Here is a 1,458-nt window from a genome sequence, read left to right as displayed (position 1 = left end):
TAGCACATTGGGAAGCGGCCTCTCGAAGGGCCGCGTCGCCTTGATGGAGACAAGGGCGCGTAGCGCCCGCCGGCTTCATCAAGGCGGTCATGACCGGCCAGCGGGTCTCTAGAGTGAAGTTGTCGACTCAACACTTTGGAGACGGACCGACCATGACCAAGCGCACATTTACTCCCGCCGACGCCGTGCTGGTAGCCATCGATATGTCCAAGCATCGCCAGGAGGTGTTGATCGAGCGCCCCGAAGGCGGGCGCCGACGGCGGATGACGGTGATGGCGACCAAGGCAGACTATGATCGCCTCGCAACCGATCTTGGCGATATCGGGCGCCCGATCATCGTCGGCTTCGAGGCTACCGGCAACTACCACCGCACCCTGGCGCACCGTCTGCTCGCTGCGGGCTTCGAGTTGCGCCTGATTTCTTCCGTCGCACTGGCCCGGACCCGAGAGGCGCTGCACAATGGTTGGGACAAGAACGATAGCAAGGATGCGCAGGTGATCCTGCACATGCTCCGGATCGGCGCGACCCAGCGCTACGTCGATCCGCTTGCCGCCGGCATCAATGATCTGCAGGAGATGTCGAAGACGCACGAGGCGATCTCCAAGGCCAAGACCCAGACCTGGCATCGCCTCCTGACGCACTATCTGCCGCTCTATTTTCCGGAGATCGAACGCTTCGCCGGCAATAGCCGCTCCGACTGGTTCCTCGCCTTGCTTGAGCGGTTCCCCACCCCGGCCAGCATGACCGCGCTTGGCCAGGAGGCATTCACTCGCGAGGCTTGGGACTTGGTTGGTCGCAAGGTGTCCAAGGCTCGACTGCTCAACGATATCTATGCGGCCGCTAGCGCCTCCATAGCGCTCCCGGTCGAGGAGGATTCCATATCGATCGCCATGTTCCGCATGGTCATCGCGCAGGCGCGCAGCTTGATCCGGCAACGCGACGAGATTGAACGGACCGCGCATGCTATGCTGGCCGAGAACCGCGACTACCAGCTGCTGCGCATGATCCCAGGGATCGGACCTATCAACGCGCTGACTATCCTCGCCGAAGTCGGCGATCTGCGCCGGTTCGGCCATCACCGCCAGTTCCTCAAGTTCTGCGGGCTTGATCTCGCCACTTGCCAGTCGGGCACTTTCCGCGGCCGGACCAAGCTCTCGAAGTACGGCAACGCCAGGCTGCGCCGGACCTTCTGGATGGCCACCCAGGTTGCCATCCGACAGCGCGACAACAGCTTCCGTGACAAGCTGGGGCGCTATGTAGCCGGACACAGCAACGATCCTGATCGCCGCCGCAAGGCGATGACCGCACTCACCGCCAAGATGGCGCGCGTCGCGCATGCCGTCATCAAGACGGGAACCGAGTACCGTCCGTTCGTCGAACGGGCGGACACCAGATGGAAGGACCCCTCTCTGTGGAGCCGTGAGGGCGCTTCTGCGACCCTGTAGATAATGTTCGGGC

The 1,458-nt window shown here is 63.0% G+C and carries 1 pseudogene; it reads left to right on the top strand.

The features are described 5' to 3' along the window. Positions 1-152: 152 nt before the first annotated feature. Positions 153-1,449: pseudogene (locus tag ACH0BU_RS18030) on the top strand (IS110 family RNA-guided transposase). Positions 1,450-1,458 lie beyond the last annotated feature (9 nt).

The organism is Sphingomonas olei (assembly GCF_045369765.1).
In the GTDB taxonomy this organism is placed as follows: domain Bacteria; phylum Pseudomonadota; class Alphaproteobacteria; order Sphingomonadales; family Sphingomonadaceae; genus Sphingomonas; species Sphingomonas panaciterrae.
The sequence above is the reverse complement of the archived record's forward strand: the minus strand, read 5'-3'. Positions and strand labels throughout refer to the sequence as shown.